This is a genomic window from Actinoplanes lobatus (assembly GCF_014205215.1).
In the GTDB taxonomy this organism is placed as follows: domain Bacteria; phylum Actinomycetota; class Actinomycetes; order Mycobacteriales; family Micromonosporaceae; genus Actinoplanes; species Actinoplanes lobatus.
The window spans coordinates 897,879-920,854 of sequence record NZ_JACHNC010000001.1; the positions used below are offsets into that span (position 1 = coordinate 897,879).

The 22,976-nt window shown below is 71.6% G+C and carries 21 protein-coding genes and 1 pseudogene; 5 read left to right on the top strand and 17 right to left on the bottom strand.

Annotated elements, in window-relative coordinates; genetic code table 11:
- Window positions 1–41: 41 nt before the first annotated feature.
- Window positions 42–605 carry a GNAT family N-acetyltransferase gene (locus BJ964_RS03935; RefSeq protein ID WP_188119400.1) on the top strand — a complete coding sequence of 188 codons (564 nt, stop codon included), beginning with the start codon at window positions 42–44 and terminating at the stop codon, window positions 603–605.
- On the opposite strand, the gene dapB is transcribed toward BJ964_RS03935, so the two are convergent.
- From dapB to BJ964_RS03965, 6 genes are all read right to left on the bottom strand, one after another.
- On the bottom strand, window positions 602–1,363 hold the full coding sequence (gene dapB, locus BJ964_RS03940) for a 4-hydroxy-tetrahydrodipicolinate reductase (protein WP_188119401.1): 762 nt from the start codon (window positions 1,361–1,363) through the stop codon (window positions 602–604). The two genes, BJ964_RS03935 and dapB, sit on opposite strands and share 4 nt — an antisense overlap.
- Window positions 1,364–1,367: 4 nt before the next feature.
- Window positions 1,368–2,246 (bottom strand): phosphatase PAP2 family protein, encoded by an 879-nt coding sequence (locus tag BJ964_RS03945; protein ID WP_188126779.1) that lies wholly within the window; start codon window positions 2,244–2,246, stop codon window positions 1,368–1,370.
- Window positions 2,247–2,348: 102 nt separating this feature from the next.
- Window positions 2,349–3,683 (bottom strand): M16 family metallopeptidase, encoded by a 1,335-nt coding sequence (locus BJ964_RS03950; RefSeq protein WP_188119402.1) that lies wholly within the window; start codon window positions 3,681–3,683, stop codon window positions 2,349–2,351.
- Window positions 3,684–6,017 (bottom strand): polyribonucleotide nucleotidyltransferase, encoded by a 2,334-nt coding sequence (locus BJ964_RS03955; protein WP_188119403.1) that lies wholly within the window; start codon window positions 6,015–6,017, stop codon window positions 3,684–3,686.
- Window positions 6,018–6,223: 206 nt separating this feature from the next.
- On the bottom strand, window positions 6,224–6,493 hold the full coding sequence (gene rpsO, locus BJ964_RS03960; protein ID WP_183216391.1) for a 30S ribosomal protein S15: 270 nt from the start codon (window positions 6,491–6,493) through the stop codon (window positions 6,224–6,226).
- Window positions 6,494–6,607: 114 nt separating this feature from the next.
- The gene (locus tag BJ964_RS03965) at window positions 6,608–7,540 is read right to left on the bottom strand and encodes a bifunctional riboflavin kinase/FAD synthetase (RefSeq protein WP_188119404.1); all 933 of its coding nucleotides are present in this window, start codon (window positions 7,538–7,540) and stop codon (window positions 6,608–6,610) included.
- A gap of 76 nt (window positions 7,541–7,616) precedes the next feature.
- On the opposite strand from BJ964_RS03965, the gene BJ964_RS03970 reads away from it, so the two are divergent.
- Together BJ964_RS03970 and BJ964_RS03975 are read left to right on the top strand one after the other, a co-directional pair.
- A complete protein-coding gene (locus tag BJ964_RS03970) occupies window positions 7,617–10,259 on the top strand; it encodes an ATP-binding response regulator (RefSeq protein WP_188119405.1) in 2,643 nt (880 codons plus the stop codon).
- Between the two features lie 10 nt (window positions 10,260–10,269).
- Window positions 10,270–10,659 carry a response regulator gene (locus BJ964_RS03975; RefSeq protein WP_229806555.1) on the top strand — a complete coding sequence of 130 codons (390 nt, stop codon included), beginning with the start codon at window positions 10,270–10,272 and terminating at the stop codon, window positions 10,657–10,659.
- Window positions 10,660–10,989: 330 nt separating this feature from the next.
- Here the strand turns inward: BJ964_RS03975 and truB are convergent, their stop codons facing one another.
- From truB to rimP, 11 genes and pseudogenes are all read right to left on the bottom strand, one after another.
- Window positions 10,990–11,877: a tRNA pseudouridine(55) synthase TruB gene (gene truB, locus BJ964_RS03980; protein WP_188119406.1), complete on the bottom strand. Its 888-nt coding sequence runs from the start codon at window positions 11,875–11,877 to the stop codon at window positions 10,990–10,992.
- 22 nt (window positions 11,878–11,899) lie between these two features.
- The gene (locus tag BJ964_RS03985) at window positions 11,900–13,231 is read right to left on the bottom strand and encodes an MATE family efflux transporter (protein ID WP_188119407.1); all 1,332 of its coding nucleotides are present in this window, start codon (window positions 13,229–13,231) and stop codon (window positions 11,900–11,902) included.
- Between the two features lie 475 nt (window positions 13,232–13,706).
- Window positions 13,707–14,720, bottom strand: coding sequence for a DHH family phosphoesterase (locus BJ964_RS03990; protein ID WP_188119408.1), 1,014 nt, complete (start codon window positions 14,718–14,720; stop codon window positions 13,707–13,709).
- Window positions 14,717–15,187, bottom strand: a complete 471-nt coding sequence (gene rbfA / locus BJ964_RS03995) for a 30S ribosome-binding factor RbfA (protein WP_188119409.1) — start codon at window positions 15,185–15,187, stop codon at window positions 14,717–14,719. The genes BJ964_RS03990 and rbfA overlap by 4 nt, the downstream gene beginning before the upstream one ends.
- Window positions 15,188–15,254: 67 nt before the next feature.
- On the bottom strand, window positions 15,255–15,548 hold the full coding sequence (locus tag BJ964_RS04000; RefSeq protein WP_188119410.1) for a DUF503 domain-containing protein: 294 nt from the start codon (window positions 15,546–15,548) through the stop codon (window positions 15,255–15,257).
- Window positions 15,549–15,578: 30 nt separating this feature from the next.
- On the bottom strand, window positions 15,579–16,607 hold the full coding sequence (locus BJ964_RS04005; protein WP_188119411.1) for a TRM11 family SAM-dependent methyltransferase: 1,029 nt from the start codon (window positions 16,605–16,607) through the stop codon (window positions 15,579–15,581).
- 123 nt (window positions 16,608–16,730) lie between these two features.
- On the bottom strand, window positions 16,731–19,556 hold the full coding sequence (gene infB / locus BJ964_RS04010) for a translation initiation factor IF-2 (RefSeq protein ID WP_407650833.1): 2,826 nt from the start codon (window positions 19,554–19,556) through the stop codon (window positions 16,731–16,733).
- A 101-nt stretch (window positions 19,557–19,657) separates the two neighbouring features.
- A pseudogene (locus BJ964_RS49490) lies at window positions 19,658–19,808 on the bottom strand (translation initiation factor IF-2 N-terminal domain-containing protein); the annotation flags it as partial.
- Window positions 19,809–19,915: 107 nt separating this feature from the next.
- Complete coding sequence (locus BJ964_RS04015) at window positions 19,916–20,302, bottom strand: YlxR family protein (RefSeq protein ID WP_229806608.1); 387 nt, start codon at window positions 20,300–20,302, stop codon at window positions 19,916–19,918.
- The gene (gene nusA / locus BJ964_RS04020; protein ID WP_188119413.1) at window positions 20,280–21,296 is read right to left on the bottom strand and encodes a transcription termination factor NusA; all 1,017 of its coding nucleotides are present in this window, start codon (window positions 21,294–21,296) and stop codon (window positions 20,280–20,282) included. Before nusA ends, BJ964_RS04015 begins: the two co-directional genes overlap by 23 nt.
- Window positions 21,293–21,916 carry a ribosome maturation factor RimP gene (gene rimP, locus BJ964_RS04025; protein WP_188119414.1) on the bottom strand — a complete coding sequence of 208 codons (624 nt, stop codon included), beginning with the start codon at window positions 21,914–21,916 and terminating at the stop codon, window positions 21,293–21,295. The genes nusA and rimP overlap by 4 nt, the downstream gene beginning before the upstream one ends.
- 140 nt (window positions 21,917–22,056) lie before the next feature.
- Between rimP and BJ964_RS04030 the strand changes: the two genes are divergently transcribed.
- Window positions 22,057–22,506: a hypothetical protein gene (locus tag BJ964_RS04030; protein ID WP_229806556.1), complete on the top strand. Its 450-nt coding sequence runs from the start codon at window positions 22,057–22,059 to the stop codon at window positions 22,504–22,506.
- Window positions 22,507–22,524: 18 nt separating this feature from the next.
- Entirely contained in the window at window positions 22,525–22,950 is a 426-nt protein-coding gene (locus BJ964_RS04035) for a ferritin-like domain-containing protein (protein ID WP_188119416.1), read from the top strand.
- The last annotated feature ends 26 nt before the right edge of the window (window positions 22,951–22,976 follow it).

Sequence of the window (22,976 nt, forward strand, 5' to 3'; positions counted from 1 at the left end):
GTGGAGAGAGACTAGACGCGGGGTATGACAGAGTTGCCGCCATGGCACTCGGCTTCGTCCGTCCCGCTCGTCCCGAGGACGCGGGAGAGATCGCGCGCATCCAGCTGTCCACCTGGCGTTCCGCGTACCGCCGGATGTTCCCGGCACACGTGCTGGCCGGCCTGGACGAGGGCTACCTGGCCCGCGGGTGGACCGAGGCGATCACCGCCCCGCCGTCCGCGCGGCACCGGGTGCTGATCGCCGTCGAACAGGGTGAGAGCTCGGCGCAGGTGGTGGGCTTCGCCGCCTCCGGCCCGGCCGACGAGCAGGCCCTGGCGCCGGAGGAGAAGCCCCTGCCGGAGGACGTCGCGGCCGTCACCGACCTGCTGATCGAGCCGCGCTGGGGCCGGCGCGGTCACGGCAGCCGGATGCTGGCCGCCGCGGTCGACAACTGGCGCGACGACGGCTTCCGGACCGCGGTGGCCTGGGTCTACGACGCCGACAGCGTGATGCGGAAGTTCCTCGGCTCGACCGGCTGGGAGCCGGACGGGGCGAGCCGCGCCCTCGACGTGGACGACCTGCTCGTACCCCAGATCCGGCTGCACGTGGCGGTTGCGGACGCCTAGTCCTCCAGGAGCGGGTCCAGGCCGATGGTGAGGCCCGGGCGCCGCAGCACGTGGCGGACGGCGAGCAGGACGCCCGGCATGAACGAGGACCGGTCCAGCGAGTCGTGCCGGATGGTCAGGGTCTCGCCGGAGGTGCCGAACAGCACCTCCTGGTGGGCGACCAGGCCGGCCGCCCGGATCGAGTGCACCCGGACCCCGTCGATCTCGGTGCCGCGGGCGCCGGCCATCTCCTCCTTGGTGGCGTCCGGCATCGGCGGGCAGCCGGCGGCGGCCCGGGCCGCCGCGATCACCTTGGCGGTGTGCATCGACGTGCCGCTGGGCGCGTCCAGCTTGCGCGGGTGGTGCTGCTCGATGATCTCCACCGAGTCGAAGTAGCGGGCCGCGCGGGCCGCGAACTGCATCATCAGGATCGCGCCGATGCCGAAGTTCGGCGCGATCAGCACGCCGGCGCCGGGCTTGGCGGCCAGCCAGCCGCGCACCTGCTCCAGACGCTCCTCGGTGAAGCCGGAGGTGCCCACCACCACGCTGATGCCCTGGTCGACGGCCCAGCGCAGGTTGTCCATCACCACGTCGGGGTTGGTGAAGTCGACGAGAACCTGGGCACCGGCGTCGGACGCCTGGAACAGCTCCTCGCCCTGGTCGATCATGGAGACCAGAGCGAGATCCTCGGCGGCGTCGACCGCCTTGCACACCTCGAGGCCCATCCGGCCCCGGGCGCCGAGGACACCGACACGGATGGTTTCAGGAACGTCTGTCACCCCGTCAATTTAACGTACGGCGCCGGGCGTCCCACCATCGCTCACCGAGCCCCACCACGAGGAACACCAGCCCGACGTACGCCCATCCGACCAGCACGTCGATCACCCAGTGCTCGGCCGTGTAGACCAGGGTGAAGGTCATCGAGAGCGGGTACGCGAGCAGCAGCGGCCACCAGTACCGCCGCACCATCGGCAGGAAGAACACCACCGACATGAAGGCGAACGCGGTGTGCAGCGACGGCATCGCGGCCACCGGGTTGGACGCCTCCACCTGCAACGCGTTGAGGGTGTTGCCGGCGCCGTGCAGGCCGATGGCGTCCCACCCGTGGGTGGAGATCCGCTGCGCGTCGATCAGCGCACCGTGCTCGGGCTGCGCGGCCCACCACGGCGGCGCGGCCGGGTAGAGGAAATAGGTGATCAGGCCGAACACGCACAGCAGGAACCAGCGGCGCATGAACCGGGCCCACTGGAGGCGGGACCGCATCCACAGCACCACGGCGATGGTCGGCATGGTCAGGAAGTGCGAGAAGTAGACCAGGGAGACGACCACCTCCCACCACTGGACCACGCCCGGCTGCCAGAGGTGCGCCTGGAGCCACTCGGTCGGCACCACACCGCCGAACAGCCACCTGTCGAACCCGGCCAGCTCGGTCACGTGCGGCTCGAACAGCCGGTCGGCGTAGCCCCGGGACACGTTGTAGACCACCAGGAGCAGGCAGATCGGCAGCCAGTCGCGCAGGAACCGCAGGTGGGTGCGCCACGGCTCGTGGTTGCGCCAGGCGATGGTGGCCAGCCACAGCCAGCCGAACGCGATCAGCGGGTCACTGGTCGGGACACCGACGAAATACACCCCGACGGCGAACACCACCGCCCAGATCAGCATCCCCAGGGCCCGCCGCCTCCGGAGATCCGGTGGCGGCGGGGTGGTGGGGGTATCGGGTGGGGTCTCCAGCGTCGTCACGGGGACCAAGGGTAGAACGGAGGGTTACCAGCCCGGTAATTCATCCTCGTCGAAGGGACCCACCACGGCCAGCGACAACGGCTGGGCGAGCAGGTCGGTGGCGACCGCGGCGACCTCGCCGACGGTGACGCCGTCCACCCGGGCCAGCATCTCGTCGACGCCCATCAGGTCGCCGTGCAGCAGCTCCGACTTGGCCAGCCGGCTCATCCGGGAGCCGGTGTCCTCCAGGCCCAGCACGTACGAGCCCTTCGCCATGCCCTTGCCGCGGACCAGTTCCTCCGCGGTGATGCCGTGCGCCGCGATCCGGTCCAGCTCGGCACGGATCAGGTCGAGCACCTCACGGGCCTTGGCCGGGGCACAGCCCGCGTAGACGCCGACCAGGCCGCTGTCGGCGTAGTGCCCGGCATAGGAGTAGACCGAGTAGGCCAGGCCGCGCTTCTCCCGGATCTCCTGGAAGAGACGGCTGGACATGCCGCCGCCGAGCACGTTGTTGAGCACACCGAGGGCGAACCGCCGCTCGTCGTGCCGGCCCACCCCGGGGCCGCCCAGCACGATGTGCGCCTGCTCGGTGTCGCGATGCAGGACGAGGTTGCGCGCCTTGCGTACGCGTACCCTCTTGTCGCCCGCACGCGGCTGAGCCGGCTCGGCCGGCCCGGTGTCCAGCGGGGTGCCCGCCAGGGCCTTGCGAACCAGCCGGACCACCGTCGCGTGGTCGAGGTTCCCGGCGGCGGCGACCACGACCTCCGGCGCCGTGTAGTGGCGCCGGTAGAACCGGTTGATCTGGTCCCGTGTCATCGGGCTGATCGAGTCCGGGGTGCCGGAGATCAGCCGGCCGAGCGGGTGGTCGCCGTAGATCGCCTCGGCGAAGATGTCGTGCACCTCGTCACCGGGCTCGTCCTCGTGCATGGCGATCTCCTCGAGGATCACGCCACGTTCGGTCTCCACGTCCGCCGGATCGAGGATCGAGTCGGCCACCGCGTCGACCAGCACGTCCACCGCGAGCGGCAGATCGGCGTCGAGCACCCGCGCGTAGTAGCAGGTGTACTCCTTCGTGGTGAAGGCGTTGGTCTCGCCGCCGACCGCCTCGATCTGCGAGGAGATCTCCAGGGCGGTGCGCTTCGGGGTGCCCTTGAAGAGCAGGTGCTCCAGGAAGTGCGAGGCGCCGTGCAGCGTGGGCGTCTCGTCACGGGACCCGATCCCGACCCAGATGCCGAGCGCGGTGCTGCGCGTGGTCGGGATCGCCTCGGTGACGATGCGCAGGCCACTGGGCAGGACGGTCTTCTTGACGCCGTCCTGCAGGGTGCGGGTAGAGACGCGGGCCGGCCTAGTGGCCGGCCCGTGTCCGTCGTTCGCTGTCACTTAGTCGCGGCGCTCGCCGCGGTCGCCGGACGGGCGCGAACGGCGACGGCGGGGCTCGCCGCCACCCTCGCCGCGGGGCGCGCGGTCCTCACGCGGCGCCCGCTCGGGGCGGCCACCCTCGGAACCCTCGGCGGCCGCCGGGGCCTCCTCGCCCTCCGGGCGCACCTTGTCCAGGTAGATCTTGCCGCGGGCGTCGATGTCCGCGATGGACACCTCGACCTTGTCGCCGACGTTGAGGAAGTCCTCGACCTTGTCGACCCGCTTGCCGTCGCCCACCTTGGAGATGTGCAGCAGGCCGTCACGGCCGGGCAGCAGCGAGATGAACGCGCCGAACGCGGCCGTCTTCACCACGGTGCCGAGGAACTTGTCGCCCACCTTCGGCAGGGTCGGGTTGGCGATCGCGTTGATCCGCTCGACCGCGGCCTCGGCGGCCGGGCCGTTGGTCGCGCCGACGTAGATGGTGCCGTCGTCCTCGATGGAGATGTCGGCGCCGGTCTCGTCCTGGATCGCGTTGATGGTCTGGCCCTTGGGGCCGATCACCATACCGATCTTGTCGACCGGGATCTTCACGGTGGTGACCCGCGGGGCGTGCTCGCTCATCGCGGCCGGGCCCTCGATCGCCGCGGTCATCACCGCGAGGATCGTGGCGCGGGCCTCGTGCGCCTGCGACAGCGCGCCGGCCAGCACGTCCGACGGGATGCCGTCGAGCTTGGTGTCCAGCTGCAGGGCGGTGACGAACTCGGCCGTACCGGCGACCTTGAAGTCCATGTCACCGAACGCGTCCTCGGCGCCCAGGATGTCGGTCAGCGCGACGTACTGCGTCTTGCCGTCGACCTCGTCCGAGATCAGGCCCATGGCGATACCGGCGACCGGGGCCTTCAGCGGCACACCGGCGCTGAGCAGGGCCAGCGTCGAGGCGCAGACCGAGCCCATCGAGGTGGAGCCGTTGGAGCTGAGGGCCTCGGAGACCTGACGGATCGCGTACGGGAACTCCTCGCGCGACGGCAGCACCGGCACGAGGGCCCGCTCGGCCAGCGCGCCGTGACCGATCTCGCGGCGCTTCGGCGAGCCCACCCGGCCGGTCTCACCGGTCGAGTACGGCGGGAAGTTGTAGTTGTGCATGTAGCGCTTGGTCTTCTCGGGAGCGAGAGTGTCCAGCGACTGCTCCAGGCGCAGCATGTTCAGCGTGGTGACGCCCAGGATCTGGGTCTCGCCGCGCTCGAACAGCGCCGAGCCGTGCACGCGGGGCAGCACGCCCGTGAGGGCGCTCAGCGGGCGGATGTCACGCGGGCCACGGCCGTCGATGCGGACCTGCTCGCGCAGCACGCGCTGGCGCACCTCGGCCTTGGTGACCGAGCGGAACGCCGCGCTGATCTCCTTCTCCCGGCCCTCGAACCGCTCGTCGAGCAGCTCGTGCGCCTTCGCCTTGACCAGGTCGAGGGACTCCTCGCGCTCCTGCTTGCCGGCGATCTTCAGCGCCTCGGCGACCTCGGTGCGAACCGCGTCGGAGACGGCGGAGTACACGTCGTCCTGGTAGTCCAGGAAGACCGGGAACTCGGCGACCGGCTTCGCGGCGATCTCGGCCAGCTCGCTCTGCGCGCGGCACAGCTCACGGATGGCCGGCTTGGCGGCCTCCAGGCCGCTCGCCACGACCTCCTCGGTCGGCGCGGTGGCGCCGGCCGAGATCAGCTTGATCGCGTGCGGGGTGGCCTCGGCCTCGACCATCATGATCGCGACGTCGCCCTCGGCGGTGACGCGACCGGCCACGACCATGTCGAACGTGGCGCGCTCGAGCTCCTCGAGGGTCGGGAAGGCGACCCACTGGCCCTCGACGTGGGCGACCCGGGTCGAGCCGACCGGGCCGCTGAACGGCAGGCCGGAGAGCTTGGTCGACATCGACGCCGCGTTCATGGCGACGACGTCGTACGGGTGGGCCGGGTCCAGCGCGAGGACGGTCTCGACGACCTGGACCTCGTTGCGCAGGCCCTTGGTGAAGGACGGGCGCAGCGGCCGGTCGATCAGGCGGCAGGTGAGGATGGCGTCCTCGGAGGGGCGGCCCTCACGCCGGAAGAACGAGCCCGGGATGCGGCCCGCGGCGTACATCCGCTCCTCGACGTCGACGGTCAGCGGGAAGAAGTCGAAGTGCTCCTTCGGCTGCTTGCTGGCGGTCGTCGCGGAGAGGACGGTGGTGTCGCCCAGCTGGACGATCACGGAGCCGGCGGCCTGCTGAGCGAGGCGGCCGGTGGAGAAGACGATCTCGCGGGTGCCGAACGATCCGTTGTCGATGACGGCGGTGCGGGATTCGTTGCCGAGAGCGTTGTTCTGCTCGGTCATGAAGAGTGGTACTCCTTCGTCGAGGACCCGGCGGTCAACAGCGCGTTTCAGTCGAGCCGGTCTTCGATCGAAGCGCCCAGGATGAGTGGTAGTCAGCTCAGTGGCCTGGGAACCACTACCGAGGACCGGTGCTGACGGAGTGATCCGCGCGGGTCCGTGGGGTGGAAATCCGAGGGAGCGACCAGCGGCCGCTCCCTCAGGTCAAGCTATCGGCGCAGGCCGAGACGCTCGATGAGCGTCCGGTAGCGGGCGATGTCCTTCTTCTGAACGTAGTTCAGCAGGCGACGGCGCTGACCGACCAGGAGCAGCAGACCACGACGGCTGTGGTGGTCGTGCTTGTGCGCCTTGAGGTGCTCGGTCAGGTCGGCGATCCGCTTGGTCAGCATGGCGACCTGAACCTCGGGCGAACCGGTGTCGCCCTCCTTGGTCGCGTACTCACCCATGATCTTGTTCTTGGTCTCTTGATCGAGCGCCATGTTCTCCGGACTTCTGTGTTGCCGATTTCACGGTTACCCCGCGACCCGCGGCGTCGGGCAGGCAGGCGGGACCGGTGTCGGATATTCCAACGACGTTTCAACCCTACCAGGGGGTCAACTCAACAACGTTCGGGTCTCTTCGACGTCGGCCCGGATCTGCGCGATCAACGGCTCGATACCGTCGTATTTCCGCTGCTCACGAAGGTGCGCCACAAAATCGAGGCTCACCCTCTCGCCGTACAGATCACCCTCGAAATCGAGAACGTACGCCTCCACGCGGCGCTCCCGCCCGGAGAACGTGGGATTGGTACCGATCGAAACGCTGGCCGGCCGCCGGACCCCGGGCTCGCCCCCTCGGGTGAGCCAGGCCGCGTAGATGCCGTCGGCGGGAACCGCGGCGTACCGGTGGGCCATCAGGTTGGCGGTCGGGAAGCCCAGCTCGCGCCCGCGCTGGTCGCCGCGGACCACCACGCCGGCCAGACGGTGCGGCCGGCCGAGCGCGGCCGCCGCGGCCCGCACGTCCCCAGCGTCGACACAACTGCGGATGTACGTCGAGGAGAACACCAGCCCGTCCTCGGAGACCAGCGGCGCGTCCTCCACGGTGAACCCGAACGTGCGGCCCAGCGACTCGAGCAGTGCCGCGTCCCCGGCGGCCTTGTGCCCGAACCGGAAGTTGTCACCGACCACCACGCCCGCGGTGTGCAGCGACTCGACCAGCACGTCGTGCACGAACTCGTTCGGCGAGAGCTGCGAGAAGGCCGGGGTGAACGGCACCACGCAGAGCGCGTCGACGCCGAGCGCCTCGATCAGCTCGGCCTTGCGGACCGGCTCGGTGAGCACGGCCGGGTGCGACCCGGGGCGCACCACCTCGGCCGGGTGCGGGTCGAAGGTCATCACCACCGACTGGAGCCCGGCGTCGCGGGCCCGCTTCACGGCGTGCCCGATGATCGCCTGGTGGCCGCGGTGCACCCCGTCGAAGACCCCGATCGTCACGATCGAACGGCCCCACCCGGAGGGAACCGCCTCCAACCCCCGCCATCGCTGCATGGCCCTAGCGTATCGATCGTTCAGCAGTCCGGTGTCGCCCCTCCTCCTCGCCCGGATCGGTACGATAAATCGTGAAATGAGCTTGGAGTGGACCCGCGTCGTCCTCCTCGCCGCGGAGATCACCTTCGCGGTGCTGTTCCTGCGCGCGCTGCTCGCCTGGCGGCGCCGCCGCGATCCACTGCGACGTGACGTGGCCCTGGTCTTCGCCCCGTTCATGGTGGCGCTCTGCGTGGACCTGCTGCGCCTCCTGCTCGGGCCCCTGCCCACCGCGGTGAACGCGCTCAACGCCGCGGTGCTGCTGGCCCAGCCGTACCTCACGTTGCGCCTGGCCGGGCGGCTGCGCTCGGTCCCCCGGGTGCTGACCGCCGCGGTGCTGCTGGGCTACGTCGTGGTCCTCGCCCTGGTCGCGACCCTGCCCCGCCCGCTGCCGCCGTGGGCCCGGATCGTGTTCGTCGTCTACTTCCTCGGGGTGGAACTGGTCGCCGCCGGGCTGCTCTACGGCGAGGCGCGTGGACGTACCGGGGCGAACCGGGCACGGCTGATGATCGCGGCCGGCGCCACCGTCGCCTTCGGCCTGGTGATCGTGCTGCGGGTGGGTACCAGGGACTCGCCCCTTCGGGCATTCGGCGTGGTGCTGGCGCTGGTCAGCGCGCTCGGCTACCTCATCGCCTTCCAGCCGCCCCGCCGGCTGCGCCGGCACTTCGCGGCGCTCGCCGCCCAATCGGTCACCGAGCGGCTGGTACGAGCGCCGGCCGACTCACCGGAGCAGGTGTGGCAGACCTACGCCGGGATCATGCGGGCGCAGACCGGCGCCGACGCGGTGGCGGTCCTGCTGCACGCGGCGGACGGGACGTACCACCGGATCGCCTACTCCGGCCCCGATCTGCCCTCCACCGGGCCGCCGATCGACGGCACGCTGACCCGCCGCCACGTCCCGGTACGGGTCCGCGAACAGCCCCCCGCCCTGGTCTCCCACTTCGGCGCCGAACTGGCCGACGACTACGTCCGGGTCCTGCCGATGCGGGTGCCGCCGGACGTCGAGGGCGCGGTCCTGCTGTTCAACCGGCACCGCAACCTGTTCAGCGAGGACGACCTCGGACTGCTCGCCGACCTGGGCGGACAGGCCGGGCTGCTGGCCGAGCGGCAGGCGATCACCGCCGAGCTGAGCGCCTCGGTGGCCGCGCTCACCCGGGCCGGCCAGGCCAAGAGCGACTTCCTGGCGAACATGAGCCACGAGCTGCGCACCCCGCTCAACGCGATCATCGGGTTCAGCGACCTGATGCGGATGGAGGAACCGGACGGCAACCGCCGCCGGGTGCCCGCCGACTGGGTGGATCACGTCCACGGCAGCGGCCGCCACCTGCTCGGCCTGATCAACGACATCCTCGACCTCAGCAAGGTGGAGGCCGGCCGGCTGGAGTTGCGGCTCACCCCGGTACGGGCCGACACCGCCATCGAGGACCTGCTCACCGCGCTGACCCCGCTCTTCGCCGACAAGCGGCTCACGGTCCGCACCGAACTGGCGCCGGTCACCGCGTACGCCGACCGGCTGCGGTTCCGCCAGATCGTCGAGAACCTGCTGTCCAACGCGGTGAAGTTCACACCCGAGGAGGGCACGATCACGGTGAGCGCGGGACCGGCCGGCGACCGGGTACGGGTGACCGTGGCCGACACCGGGGTCGGCATCGCCACCGCGGACCTGGAACGCGTCTTCGAGGAGTTCCAGCAGGCCGGCGACCCGAACCAGCGGCACTCCGGCACCGGCCTGGGACTGGCCCTGACCCGCCGGCTGGTCGCCGCCCACCACGGTGAGATCCTCCTCACCTCGGAGCCGGGTGTGGGCAGCGAGTTCGCCGTGGTCCTGCCCGGCGCGCCGGTGGCCACCTCCTCGGCCGGCGCCGGCACCGGGCCGTACGTGCTGTTGATCGAGGACGACCCGCAGTCCGCCGAGCTGATGCGCACCCATCTCGGCAACGCCGGCTACCGGGTCGAGGTGGCCGGCACCGGCGAGAGCGGCCTGGCGCTGGCCCGCGAGCACCGGCCGGACGCCGTGGTGCTGGACGTCACCCTGCCCGGCATCGACGGCTGGGAGGTGATCCGCCGGTTCAAGGCGGACGCCCGGCTCAACGCGATCCCGGTGTTCTTCGCCAGCATCCTGGACGAGGCGCCGGCCGGGCTGGCCCTCGGCGCGCACGACTACTTCGTCAAGCCGGTCGACCAGTCGGCCCTGATCAGCGCCCTGGCGAACGCCATCGCGGCCCGCCCGGTGCCGCGCGTGCTGGTGGTCGACCACGACGACACGGTCCGGCAGATGATCGAGGACGGCCTGCGTGCCGGCGGCGCCGACGTGGTCGCCTGCGCGGACGGGCGGGACGGGCTGGCCCGCAGCCGCAGTGAGAACTTCGACCTCATCGTCTGCGACATGCAGTCCCCGGAGGAGGACGGTTTCAGTCTGCTCGCCGCCATCGAACAGGACCCGTCCGGACGGCACACCCCGGTGCTCGGTCTGAGCGCCGCCGCGCTGGCGTCCGGCGACACCACGCCGCTGATCGCCACGGCGATGGCCGGGAACGCGGTCGCCGAGGCGATGACCGGCAACGGCTGGGACGGCCTGCCCCCGCTGGTGCACGCCCCTCCCCCGGCCGCCCGCCGGCCGCCGCAAGGCCACGTCGCGATCAAGCTGCGTGGCGCCGTCCCACCACCCGGCTCCCAACCGTGAGGAGACAGCCGTGAGCGCACCCCACCGCATCCTCCTGGTCGAGGACGAAGAACTGAACCGCATGCTGGTCAAAGCGGTCCTCGCCCGAGCCGGCATCGCCGCGGTCCGCGACGCCGAACTGGTCGACGCGGAGACCCTGGCGGAGGCCCGGAACCGTCTCGCCACCGGCGAGTTCGACCTGATCCTGCTGGACCTCAACCTGCCCGACGGCAACGGCCTCACCCTGGCCCGCGAACTCGCCGGCCAGGGCGGCCCCAGACCCCGCGTGGTCGCGGTCACCGCGAGCGTCCTGCCCCAGGACCAGAAGGCCGCCCTCGACGCCGGCTGCGACGGCTTCCTCGACAAGCCCTACGCCGCGGCCGACCTGGTCGCGACGGTCGCCCGCCATCTCGCTTCTTGAACCCTTTTTCCGGTACGGGCCACACCCGCCCCAACCGCACTCGCGCCGCTCCGCGGCACCACGCGAGCACCTGCCACTCAAGCCTTTGCCGCGCCCACCGGGCATAGATCGGTGGTCAAGCCACGCGACCACCCACGAAACGCCCACCCGCCCCTACGGCGGTGCACTCAACGTCCCCGCAAAACGCCGCCGGTGTCGAGGCAAGTGATCTGCCGACGCAGCGGGGTGTGCTGCGGCGGGAGATCACCTGCCTCGACACCGGTTACAAGGCGTTTTGCCGCGGAGCGAAGCGGAGCAATTAAGGCCCAGCGTTTTGCGGGACCGGAACACTCAGGCCGGGGAGAGGACGATCTCGGCCCGGGCGCGGCCCGCCCGCTCGCTGACGATGGCCAGGACCTCGCCGGACGGGTCGAAGACGGCGTAGGGCCCCTCGATGCCGGCCGCCGCGAGCGGGCCGCCGTGCCGGAGGATGCGGGTCTCCTCCTCGGTGGCGGTGCGCTGCGGGAAGGACCGGCGGGCCGCCTCGGCGAGCGGGAGGCCGATCACGTCGGGGGCGCGTTCCTCGAGTTCGGTGAGGGTGGCGGCGGCGTCCAGGGTCATGCCGCCGACGGCGGTCCGGCGCAGCGCGGTGAGGTGCCCGCCGACGCCGAGGGTGGTGCCGAGGTCGCGGGCGATGGCCCGGATGTAGGTGCCGGAGGAGCAGGTCACGTCGATGTCCACGTCGATCACGTCGCGCCCCTCGGGCCGCCGGATGTCGAGGACGTCGAGCCGGTGGACGGTGATCCGGCGGGCCGGGATCTCCACCGACTCGCCCTCGCGGACCCGCTTGTACGCCCGCTGCCCATTGATCTTGATAGCGCTGACCGCGCTCGGCACCTGGTCGATCTCGCCGGTCTGGGCGGCCAGCCCGGCCCGGATGGCGTCGTCGGTGACCGCCGACGTGGGAGCCGTCCCGGTCACATCGCCCTCGGCGTCGTCGGTGACGGTGGACTCCCCCAGCCGGATCGTCGCGGCGTAGCTCTTCTCCGAACCGATCACATACGTCAGCAGGCGGGTCGCCCGGTTCACCCCGATGATCAGGACACCGGTCGCCATCGGGTCCAGCGTGCCCCCGTGCCCCACCCTCCGGGTCTTCGCCAGCCGCCGGATCCGGGCGACGACGTCGTGCGACGTCATCCCGGCCGGCTTGTCCACCACGATCAGTCCGTCCGTGTTCACGCCGACCACCCTATTTCCCGGCCTACCGGGTGACGCCGGTGACCACCCAGTACGGTGACCGCCACCGCCACATCAGTGACACGAACCGGCCCAGGGTGAACAGCCCGAGTCCGGCCCAGACACCGCCGAGCCCCAGGTCGAACGCGTAGGCCAGCCAGATCGCCGGCAGGAAGCCGAGCAGCGCGGACAGCACCGTGACGGTACGCAGGAAGGCCACGTCCCCGGCCCCGATGAGCACACCGTCGAGGGCGTAGACCACCCCGGCGAACGGCAGCAGCGCCACGAACCACGGCCAGATGACGGCGGCCTGCTCGTGGACCGCCGGGTCGTCGCTGAACCACCCGGGCACCACCGCGGCGCCGGCCGCCGCGAGCGCCGCGAAGGCCAGGGCGGACACCCCGCCGGCCAGGGTGACGCGACGGGCCACGTCCCGGGCCTCGCGTTCGTCGCCGGCCCCGAGCGACGCCCCGACCAGCGACTGCGCGGCGATCGCGACCGCGTCCAGGGCGAGCGCCGCGAAGAACCAGAGTTGCAGAACGATCTGGTGGGCGCCGACCGCCGCGACGCCGAACCGGGCCGCCACCGCGGTCGCCGACAGGAAGCAGGCCTGGAACGCCGCGCCGCGGATCAGCAGGTCGCGGCCGAGCACCAGCTGGCTCACGATGATCGACGGCACCGGCCGCAGCGCCCGGGTCTCGCGGACCAGCGCGGCCAGGAAGAGGGCGCCGCCGAGGCTCTGCGCCGTGACGTTGGCGATGGCCGAGCCGGTCAGGCCGAGGCCCGCCGGATAGACCAGGACCGGGCAGAGGATCGCGGACAGCACGTTGGCGCCGAGGACGATCCAGAGTGGCCGGCGGGTGTCCTGGACACCGCGCATCCAGCCGTTCCCGGCCGCGGCCAGCAGCAGGCCGGGCGCGCCCAGGGCGGCGATCCGCAGCCAGCCGGCGGCCGCCTCGGCGGTCTCCGGGTCACCGGCCAGCAGGCTGGTGAGCGGGCCGGCGCCGGCCAGGCCGAGCAGGGCCAGCAGGACGCCGGCGGCGAGCGCCATCCAGGAGGCCTGGACCCCCTCGGCGATGGCGGCGGGCCGGTCTCCGGCGCCGAAGCGACGGGCCGCGCGGCCGGTGGTCCCGTACGCCATGAGCGTGCCGAACCAGGCGGCCACCGACATGACCGTGCCGCCGATGGCGACGGCGGCCAGTGGGACGGCGCCGAGATGCCCGACGACCGCCGTGTCCACCAGTACGTAGAGCGGCTCGGCGGCCAGCACCACGAGTGCGGGCAGCGCCAGACCGGCGATCCGGCGGGCGGTCGCGGTGCGCTGCGGCGGGGCGGGCGCATCGGCAGGCGGGCTCATGGTTCCCCATGATGCCCGCCCGAGGTAAGGGCCGCAACGCGGCTTTGTTACTTACCCCTACCGACTCGCGACGGACCCCTACTGGCGCGTGTCCAGGGAGGTCTGGAGGGCGCGGCGCGCCTGCTCGCGGGCGTCGTCGGCGGGCTGGGGCTTCGGCTTGGCGGCCATGAGAGGGCAATCCTTCCAACGGGTGCGGGCGCGCCGTGAAACGGAGCGCCCCTGCGGTCGAGCGGGGCGTCACTCGCCGGCCCGGGATCGCCGGGACCTGGCACAGGTGACGCGGCCCGGGGCGGTGGACCCGGGTGGCTCGAGGTCTCGCGGAAGGCGGTGGTGGCAGCCGCGCGAAACCAAATCACCGTTCAGGCCCCAAACTAACGTTCAGTCACCCTTCCGCAGGTCGGCTTCCCGGGATCCGGGACGCCGAAAGCGGAGGCCGCCCCTTCGGGTGACCCCCGCTCAGCAGGGCGAACACTGCTCAGTTCAGGTATTCGTCCAAAAGCCGACGCACGGTGTCCACCACCTGGGCGGCCTCGCCGTACCCGGTGAAGCCGGCCGCCAGGCGGTGCCCGCCGCCGCCCTGCGACACCGCCACGCCGCTCACGTCGACCGCGCCCTTGCTGCGCAGCGACACCGACCACTCGCCGGCCGCGACCTCCCGAACCACCACCGACACGTCCGCCTCGGCCACCGAGCGCACCGGGTCGATCAGGGTGTCCAGCACGTACGGCTGCTGCGCGTGCCGCTCCAGGTCGGCCAGCGTGGCATAGGTCCACACCATGCCCCGCCCACCGGCCGCGCCCGGCTCCAGCACGGCCCGGCCGATCACCTCACCGGTCAGCTTCATGGCCCCGAAGGGCTTGCTGTCGAAGATCCGCCGGGAGATCTCCCCCGGCCGGATCCCGGTGGCGATCAGCCGCGCGGCCAGCTCATGAACCGCCACCGTGGTCATGTCGAACTTGAACGACCCGGTGTCGGTCGCCAGCGCCACGTAGAGGCACTCGGCGATCTCCGCGTCCAGCTCCACACCGAGCCGGGCCAGTAGCTGTTCGGCCACCACCGAGGTGGCCGCGGCCATCGGGTCGACCAGGCGCACCGTGCCGAAACCGGTGTTCGACGCGTGATGGTCCAGCACCACGCTGACCGGCGCCGCGGTGAGACGGCCGGCCAGCCCGACGAGACGGGACTCGCTCGCCACGTCGAAGACCGCCACCAGCCGTGGGTCCGTCCAGGCCTCCGCCTCCGGCACCAGCAGGGCCGAACCCGGCAGGGCGGAATAGGGGCCGGGAACGGCGAATTCCCCGGGGAACGTGGCCCGCACCCGGGTGTACCCCAGCCGGCTCAGACCGAGCCCGAAACCGAGCATGCTGCCGAGCGCGTCGCCGTCCGGGTTCACGTGGCAGATCAGCTGGATCTCGTCGTCGGCACCGAGCGAGCGGACCGCCGCGACCGCGGCGGCCCACTGCTCGGCGGTAGGACCGGGCAGGGTCACCCGTGATCCTCGCGGGCGCCGACCCGCTCGGCCTCGTCGTCCTCGATCTCTTCTTCTTCACTCTTGTACGGGTCCGGGTCCCCGGCGTACTTCGCCCCGGCGGCCAGCCGCTGCACCTCCTGGTCCTGGTGCTTCGCCTGGGCCAGGAGGTCGTCGATCTCCTTGACATGGGTCTGCACGTTGTCCAGCACGAACGTCAGGCTCGGCGAGTGCCGTAGCCCGAGCGCGTGACCGACCCGGCTGCGCAGCATGCCCTTGGCGCTCTCCAGGGCAGCGGCGGTCGACGCCTGCTCCGTCGGATCGCCCAGGACCGTGTAGAAGACCGTCGCCTCACGCAGGTCGCCGGTGATCCGGGCATCCGTGACCGTCAGCATGCCGAGACGGGGATCCTTGATCTCCCGCACCAGCGAAGCCACCAACTCCCGGACGCGCTCCGCGTGCCGGCGTGTCTTGGCTGGGTCCGACATTTCGCCCACCTCCGACTATGTATCCGCGGGTCGACAGCCCCCGCCCAACTGATGAAGAGTACCCAGGTCAATCGTCGTCGCCGTAGACCCGTCGCTTGACCGAGAGCAGCTCGATCTCGGGACGGCCGGCCACCTGGTTCTCGCACGTGTCGATCACGGCACGGGCCTGGGCCGCGTCCGCCGCCACCACGGCTACCCCGAGCAGCGCCCGCCCATGCAGGTCGTGCAAGCCCACCTCGGCGGCGCTGACCTCGAACTTCTTCAGCATCGCCAGAATCGGGCGGATGTAGGAACGCTTCTGCTTCAGCGAATGGGAGTCACCGGGCAGGAGCAGATCGAAAACTGCGGTCTCGGTATACATCAGCGAGCAGGGTACTGACAATCGGCCTGCTCAGCGCGGGTTTTTCCGCGCCACCACCACGTCCCGCTCGATGCCCTGGTCCACCCGGTGCGCCAGCGGCAGGTGCTCGACCAGCTCCAGCCCGCTCGCCAGCAGGATGTCCTCGGCCAGCTCCCGCTTGGCCACCTTGGTGTTCCAGGACAGGCCGATCGCGCCACCCGGGCGCAGCAGCGGCAGCCACTGCGGCACGGCCCGCTCCAGCAGGTCCAGCGGGCGCCGGGACATGCCGCCCTCGTCGTCGTAGCTGCCGTGCGCGATCCCGTACGGCAGATCGGCCACCAGGACGTCCGCCACGTTGCCGCGGAGCAGCCCGTCCAGCGACGTGGTGTCGGCGTTCAGCACGGTGACCTTCTGCACAGCGCCGGCCTTGTGATCGTCCTTACTGGCGGCCATGGTCACCTCCAGGCGGCGCGCGGCCCGGCGGCCCTGCCGGCGCACCTGCACCAGCTCGGCGGTGTGCTTGAGCCGCTTGCGCTTCAGCCAGGTCTGCAGGAACAGCTTGTAGGCCTCGACGTCCTTGCCGTCGATCTCCACGCCGATGGCGTCGTAGCCGTACATCAGCGCCTGGTTCAGCGTGGTGCCACGGCCGCAGACCGGGTCCAGGACGGTCAGCCCGCCGTCCAGCATCCGGCCGGCCGAACCGGAGGCCAGCACCGTGAGGTTCAGCACCAGCTTGGTGAACTGCTCGTTGGTCTTCCCCGCGTACTTCGGGATGGTGATCAGGTCGCTGTCATAACGCGCCAGCGGCGCGAGCGCCAGCGGGCGCAACAGGCCGTCGTCCACCCGCTCGAAGAGGGCGTAGGCCGAGGAGAGATTCGAGACGTACGCGATATCGCGCTCGGTGAGATCGGCGGAGAACGTCAGGTACTCCACCCCACCCAGCACCGTCACGCCGATGTCGTCCAGCCCCGGCGAGAGCACCGGGGCGAACGCGGCCAGCTCCGCCTGGGACATGCGCGACGCCTGGTCGGCGTAGACGCGGTTGGCGGAGGGTGCGAGCAGCATGGCATAGCGGGACATGCCGCCAATCCTCCCAGCCGGGGCGGCCGCCGCCTCTGCCGGGCGGCCATCCCCGTACCGGAAGGGTCTGAAGCGGCCGACGGCCCGGCGCAGAAACGCCGGGCCGCCGGAAAGTCGCGAAGCTTACGCCCGCGGCTTCTCACGCATCTCGAAGGTCTCGATCACGTCGCCCATCTGCGGCGAGCCGTAACCGCTCAGCGTCAGACCACACTCGAAGCCCTCGCGGACCTCGGTCGCGTCGTCCTTGAACCGCTTGAGCGAGCTGATCGTGACGTTGTCCGCCACCACGGTGCCCTCGCGGATGACGCGGGCCTTGGTGTTCCGGCGGATGAGACCGGACCGGACGATACAGCCGGCGATGAGACCGATCTTGGACGAGCGGAACACCTCGCGGATCTCCGCCGTGCCGAGCTCGACCTCCTCGTACTCCGGCTTGAGCAGGCCCTTGAGCTCGGCCTCGATCTCCTCGATGGCCTGGTAGATCACGCTGTAGTAGCGGATCTCCACGCCGGAGCGGTCGGCCAGTTCCTTGACCTTGTTCGACGCACGGACGTTGAAGCCGATGATCGTCGCGCTCTGGTCGGACGAGGCGGACGCCAGGTTGACGTCGCTCTCGGTGATCGCACCGACGCCGCGGTGGATGACCTTGAGCTGCACCTCTTCCGGAATGTCGATCTTGAAGAGCGCGTCCTCGAGGGCCTCGACCGAACCGGACCCGTCACCCTTGATGATCAGGGTGAGCGAAGCCTTCTCGCCCTCCTTGATCTCCTTGACGATCTCGTCGATCGTCTTCGGGCGGGTCGAGTTGGCGAAGGTCGCCGCACGACGGCGAGCCTGCCGCTGCTCGGCGATCTGCCGCACCGTGCGGTCGTCCTCAGCCGCGAGGAACGTGTCACCGGCGCTCGGCACCGAGGTGAGACCCAGGACCAGGACCGGACGTGCCGGACCGGCCTCGGCCACCTGCTGGCCGTTCTCGTCGAGCATGGCCCGGACGCGACCGTGCGCGCCACCCGCCACGATCGAGTCACCGGCCCGCAGCGTGCCCTTCTGCACCAGGACGGTGGCGACGGCGCCGCGACCCTTGTCCAGGTGGGCCTCGACCGCGACACCCTGGGCGGGGCCGTCGATCGGGGCGGTCAGTTCGAGCGCCGCGTCGGCGGTCAGCAGGACGGCCTCGAGGAGGTCGTCGATGCCGATGCCGGGCTTGGCCGCGACGTTGACGAACATCGTCTCGCCGCCGTACTCCTCGGCGAGCAGGCCGTAGTCGGTCAGCTGCTGCCGGACCTTGTCCGGGTTGGCGTCCGGCTTGTCGATCTTGTTCACCGCGACGACGATCGGCACGTCGGCCGCCTTCGCGTGGTTGAGCGCCTCGACCGTCTGCGGCATGACGCCGTCGTCGGCCGCGACCACCAGGATCACGATGTCGGTCACCTTGGCACCGCGGGCACGCATGGCGGTGAACGCCTCGTGACCCGGGGTGTCGATGAAGGTGATCGCCCGCTCCTCCCCCTGGTGGGGGACGACGACCTGGTAGGCGCCGATGTGCTGGGTGATGCCACCCGCCTCGCCGGCGACCACGTTGGTCTTGCGGATCGCGTCGAGCAGCTTGGTCTTACCGTGGTCGACGTGGCCCATGACGGTCACCACCGGCGGACGGGTGACCAGACGGTCCTCCGCCACCTCGGCGTCGAGGTCGATGTCGAACTGCGCGAGCAGCTCACGGTCCTCGTCCTCAGGGCTGACGATCTTCACGACGAAGCCCAGGTGCTCGCCGAGCAGCAGAAGGGTGTCGTCGGACACCGACTGCGTGGCGGTCACCATCTCACCCAGGTTGAACATCTCCTGGACGAGCGAGCCCGGGTTGGCGTTGATCTTGTCGGCGAAGTCGGAGAGCGACGCGCCGCGCGAGAGCCGGATCTCCTGGCCACTACCGCGCGGAGCACCAGAGCTCATCTGCGGAGCGGACAGGTTGTCGAACTCTTGACGCCGCTGCTTCTTCGACTTGCGGCCACGGGTCGGCCGGCCGCCGGGACGCCCGAAGGCACCCGCCGCACCGCCGCCACGGCCACGGCCACCGGCGCCACCGGGACGGCCGGGCGCACCAGCGCCGACCGGACCGCCGCCGCCACCGCCGGGACCACCCGGACGGAAGCCGCCACCGGCACCGCCGCCGCCACCGGGACGGAAGCCGCCACCGGCACCGCCGCCGCCACCGGGACGGAAACCGCCACCGGCACCGCCGCCGCCACCGCGGTAGCCACCGCCACCGCCACCGGGGCCGCCACGGCCGCCGCCGGGACCACCCGGACGACCGGCGCCACCGGCGCCACCGGGGCCGGCCGGACGACCGGGACGCTGCGCGGGCATCGAGGCGGGACTGGGCCGCGGCGGCATCGAGGCGGGGCTCGGCCGCGGCGGCATACCCGGCTGGTTCGGACGCGGCATCGAGGCCGGCGACGGGCGCGACGCGCCGCCACCGGAGACACCGAACGGGTTGTTACCCGGACCACGGGCGGGCGGACGCGGAGCGCCGCCGGCCGGGCCGGGACGAGGACCACCGGGGGCACCGGGGGCCGGGGTACGGTTCGCGGCCGGCGAACCCGGACGCGGCGGGACGCTGCCCGGACCGGGACGCGGGCCACGCTGGCCACCGCCCTCGGACGGGCTGCCCTGACGGCGCTCGGCGTCCCGGGTACGGGCTGCCTGCGCGGCCTTGACCGCGGCCTCCTGCTCGGCCTTCAGCGCCGAGGCGCGGGCCTCGGCGGCCGCCACCTCGATGTCGTGCGCGCTGGCCGGCTTGGCGACCGGGCCGGGCGTCGGACCCGGACGGCCGGCCGGCGGCTTGGGCCGCACGAACGGGCCGGGCGTGGGCGCCGGAGAGGTGGGCTGGTTGGTGGGCGCGTCACCGGGCGTCGGACCCGGACGGCGCGGCGGCTGGGGCCGCCCCATCGGCGGGCCCGGGCGCGGCGACGCGGGGGCACCGGGGCCACCGGACGCGGCGGTGGACGCCGAGGACGACGGGGACGCCGGAATGGCGCCACCCTGCTCAAGGGCGCCACGGAGCCGCCGGGCCACAGGGGCCTCGACGGTGCTGGACGCGGACTTAACGAACTCGCCCATCTCTTTCAACGTGGCGAGAACGGTCTTGCTGTCGACCCCGAGCTCCTTGGCGAGCTCGTGTACGCGGGCCTTGCCTGGCACTGCACTCCTCACTTCGAGGTCGTGCGAGCAGCACCCGCACAGACCTCACTCGTGCACTAGAAGCCTGTTCATTTCAGGGACTTCATCGTGTGCTCATCTGGGTCGTCCTACCTTGCTGGGTCGTGACGAAGCGGCGACGCTTCGCCATCGGTGGATCCGGACGGCACGGAGACCGTACGGATGTGCTCCGCAAGCAGCTCTGGGTCAGCAAAACCAGCGAGACGCAACGCACGCCCGAAGGCACGTCGTCGCTCTGCCTGCGAGAAGCAGGCCGGATCGGGATGTAGATGAGCTCCCCGCCCCGGCAGTCGGCGACTCGGATCGGGCAGAAGCCGGAGGTTTCCCTCCGATTCTGCCGCGACGAACCGCAGCAATGAAGCGGCCGGCGCGCGATTGCGGCAGCCGACGCAGGTTCGCGTCGGGCCGACCGAGGCCAAGTCTACCCCTCGATCGCGCCGACCGCGTATCCGGTCAGTTCCCCGCCTCGGCCGCATCACGGTCCGAGACTCCGGCCGGCTCGCTGTCCGGACGGATGTCGATGCGCCATCCGGTGAGACGGGCGGCCAGACGGGCGTTCTGCCCCTCCCTGCCGATGGCCAGGGAGAGCTGGAAATCGGGCACGGTCACCCGGGCCGTTCGGCTGGCCGCGTCGACCACCTCGACCCGCAGGGCCTTGGCCGGTGAGAGCGCGTTGCCGACGAACTGGGCCGGGTCGTCCGACCAGTCGATGATGTCGATCTTCTCGCCGTGCAGCTCGCTCATCACCGCGCGGACCCGCTGGCCCATCGGGCCGATACAGGCACCCTTCGCATTGACGCCCGAAACGGTCGAGCGCACCGCGATCTTCGTACGGTGACCTGCCTCACGTGCGATGGCGGCGATCTCCACGGTGCCGTCCGCGATCTCCGGCACCTCCAGGGCGAACAGCTTCTTCACCAGGGCCGGGTGCGAGCGGGACAGGGTGATCTGCGGGCCGCGGAAGCCCTTGGCCACGTGCACCACGATGCAGCGGATCCGGGTGCCGTGCGGGTAGGTCTCCCCCGGCACCTGCTCGGACTGCGGCAGCACCGCCTCCAGCTTGCCGAGGTCCACCGTCACGATGTTCTTCTCGGCCCGGGCCGCGTCCGCCTGCACCACGCCGGTGACCAGGTCGCCGTCGCGTCCCGCGTACTCCCCGAAGTGCTGCTCGTCGGTGGCCTCCCGGAGACGCTGGAGGATCACCTGCTTGGCGGTCATCGCCGCGATGCGGCCGAAGTCGTGCGGGGTGTCGTCCCACTCCCGGACCAACGTGCCGTCCGCGTCCAGCTCCTGCGCCAGGACGGAGGCGACGCCGCTCCGGCGGTCGATGTCCACCCGGGCGTGACTCTCCGCGCCCTCGGTGTGCCGGTAGGCGGTCAGCAGAGCGGTCTCGATGGCCGCCAGGATGGTCTCGAACGGGATCTCCCGCTCGCGCTCCAGGGCGCGCAGCGCCGCGAGGTCGATGTTCATTCCTCGCCCTCCCCTTCGTCGTCGTCTTCTTCGCCGTCCTCGTCACCGAAGTCGGCCTCGTCCATGCGCTTGAACTCGATCTGGACCTTGCCGGCCCCGAGATCGGCCCACGCCAGCTCCCGGGTCGTCCCGTCCACGTCCAGCGCCACACCCGTGTCGGCGACGGAGAGCACCCGCCCGGTGAGGCCGCCGACCGCCACCAGGCGGCCGATGTTGCGGCGCCAGTGCCGTGGCTCTGTCAGCGGCCGGTCGATGCCCGGGGAGCCGACCTCCAGCTGGTACTCCCCGGCGAGCAGCTCGCCGCCGGACTCATCGGCCAGGTCGAGCGCCTCGGAGATCTCCCGGGAGACCACCGCCACATCGTCCAGCCCGACGCCGCCGTCGGTGTCGATCAGCACCCGGACCACGAACCGGCGGCCGGCCCGGGACAGGGTCAGGTCCTCCAGGTCGTAGCCGGCCTTGGCGACCACCGGCTCGATCACCTCGCGGATCCGGGCGCGGGCGGCGCTCAGATCGACGCGGGGCAGGGACGGGGTACTACGTGTCTCCGGCTCCGGCCGGGAACGGCGGTTGCCGGGGCGCCCACCGGGCCGGGACCCGGCGCGACCACGCTGCGTCATCGGGCTCGACCTCTCGCTAGCTTTATCGCAGGAACGACTATATGCCGCCGGGCACGATGCGGCCCCGCGGCTGACGCTGAGCGTAACGCGCCGGTGGGCGGGTCGGAGCAGCGCCGCACCGAATGGTGTTGACTGGCCGCGTGCTATCGACTTCACGGCGGCTGCTCCTCGGGGCGGCGCTGAGCTCCGCCGCCCTGGCCGGCTGCGGGCTCCTGGACTCCGGACCCGAGCCCGAGCCGCAGCCCGACCCGCTGCAACCCCTGCTGAACGAGGCCCTGGCGCTGGCCGCGGCGTACGACCGGGCGATCCTCGCCGACGCCTCGCTGGCCGCCCGGCTGACCCCGCTGGCCGACGACCACCGGGCACACGCGGCCGAACTGACCCGGGTGATCGGCACGGCCGCGCCCTCGGTCGCGCCGTCCTCCTCGGCCCCGGCCGGCGCGGGCGAAACCACGGCCACGCTGCGTAAGGCCGAGCAGGCCGCGCAGCGGACGGCGGTGGCGGCGTGCAAGGCGGCCACCCCGGAACGGGCCGGGCTGACCGGCTCGATCGCGGCCTGCCGGGCCACTCATGCCGAAGCGCTGCGCTGACGGGTTACTGTCCACGGCGTGACGGAACAACTCGCCGCCGCCCTCGCCGCCGAGGAGGCGGCCATCTATGCGTACGGCGTGATCGGGGTGCACCTGACCGACGCCGACGAGGTGTCCCGGGCCCGCGCCTGTGAACTCGAACACCGGCGCCGGCGCGACGAGCTGGTGGACCGGCTGGACCGGATCCAGGCCAGCACCGCGCCCGCGCCCGCGGCCTACCAACTGCCCTTCGAGGTGACCGACCGGGAGAGCGCCCTGAAGCTGGCGGTGCACGTGGAGGACGGCGTGGCCCAGGCCTGGCGTGCCCTGCTGCCGGTGACCGAGGGTGCCGACCGCGTCGACTCACTGTCGTATTTGACCGACTCCGCAGTTCGTGCGACACGGTGGCGCCGGATCGCCGAGGTCACACCACTGACGATGCCCTTCCCCGGTAGGCCGGGCTGAGGATCGGGCCACTCCGGAAACGTGAA

Excerpts from the sequence above, each read along its gene's own strand:
- BJ964_RS04005 (WP_188119411.1), bottom strand. The coding sequence starts at position 16,607 with ATGTCCCGCTATGCCATGCTGCTCGCACCCTCCGCCAACCGCGTCTAC.
- BJ964_RS04000 (WP_188119410.1), bottom strand. The coding sequence starts at position 15,548 with ATGTATACCGAGACCGCAGTTTTCGATCTGCTCCTGCCCGGTGACTCC.
- BJ964_RS03945 (WP_188126779.1), bottom strand. The coding sequence starts at position 2,246 with ATGCTGATCTGGGCGGTGGTGTTCGCCGTCGGGGTGTATTTCGTCGGT.
- BJ964_RS03985 (WP_188119407.1), bottom strand. The coding sequence starts at position 13,231 with ATGAGCCCGCCTGCCGATGCGCCCGCCCCGCCGCAGCGCACCGCGACC.
- BJ964_RS03955 (WP_188119403.1), bottom strand. The coding sequence starts at position 6,017 with ATGACCGAGCAGAACAACGCTCTCGGCAACGAATCCCGCACCGCCGTC.
- BJ964_RS03935 (WP_188119400.1), top strand. The coding sequence starts at position 42 with ATGGCACTCGGCTTCGTCCGTCCCGCTCGTCCCGAGGACGCGGGAGAG.
- infB (WP_407650833.1), bottom strand. The coding sequence starts at position 19,556 with ATGGGGCGGCCCCAGCCGCCGCGCCGTCCGGGTCCGACGCCCGGTGAC.
- rbfA (WP_188119409.1), bottom strand. The coding sequence starts at position 15,187 with ATGTCGGACCCAGCCAAGACACGCCGGCACGCGGAGCGCGTCCGGGAG.
- rimP (WP_188119414.1), bottom strand. The coding sequence starts at position 21,916 with ATGACGCAGCGTGGTCGCGCCGGGTCCCGGCCCGGTGGGCGCCCCGGC.
- BJ964_RS04015 (WP_229806608.1), bottom strand. The coding sequence starts at position 20,302 with ATGCGGCCGAGGCGGGGAACTGACCGGATACGCGGTCGGCGCGATCGA.
- BJ964_RS03970 (WP_188119405.1), top strand. The coding sequence starts at position 7,617 with ATGAGCTTGGAGTGGACCCGCGTCGTCCTCCTCGCCGCGGAGATCACC.
- nusA (WP_188119413.1), bottom strand. The coding sequence starts at position 21,296 with ATGAACATCGACCTCGCGGCGCTGCGCGCCCTGGAGCGCGAGCGGGAG.
- BJ964_RS03965 (WP_188119404.1), bottom strand. The coding sequence starts at position 7,540 with ATGCAGCGATGGCGGGGGTTGGAGGCGGTTCCCTCCGGGTGGGGCCGT.
- rpsO (WP_183216391.1), bottom strand. The coding sequence starts at position 6,493 with ATGGCGCTCGATCAAGAGACCAAGAACAAGATCATGGGTGAGTACGCG.